Below are 306 nucleotides of genomic sequence, written 5' to 3' on the forward strand. Positions count from 1 at the left end.
GGGGCCCTCGGCGGTCGGGGCTGTCGCAGCCGGATCAGCCGCCTCGGCCGGATCGGTCGCAACCGGATCAGAACCGGCAGCAGGGGCATCTTCCGAGGACGCCGTGGCCGAACGCGCGGAGTTGGATGCCGCGGCGGCACCGGCCGTGGAAGAGGGGCGCCCGCTGCCCGATACCGCGCCGAGCGCTGCTGCGGCACCGACCCCTGCTCCGGCCCCCGCTCCGGCCCCCGCAACCGAGGTCATCGATGCCGCTCGCACCGATGACGGCCGCGCCATCGTGCCGGCCGCCGTGGTGGAACCGGCGCC

Annotated in this window: 1 pseudogene; it reads left to right on the plus strand. The window is 76.5% G+C overall.

Annotated elements, in window-relative coordinates:
• Positions 1–103: 103 nt before the first annotated feature.
• Positions 104–306 (plus strand): annotated as a pseudogene (locus NE591_RS13980) (hypothetical protein); the annotation flags it as partial.

The sequence above is a fragment of the Adlercreutzia sp. DFI.6.23 genome, from assembly GCF_024462535.1.
GTDB classification, from domain to species: domain Bacteria; phylum Actinomycetota; class Coriobacteriia; order Coriobacteriales; family Eggerthellaceae; genus Adlercreutzia; species Adlercreutzia rubneri.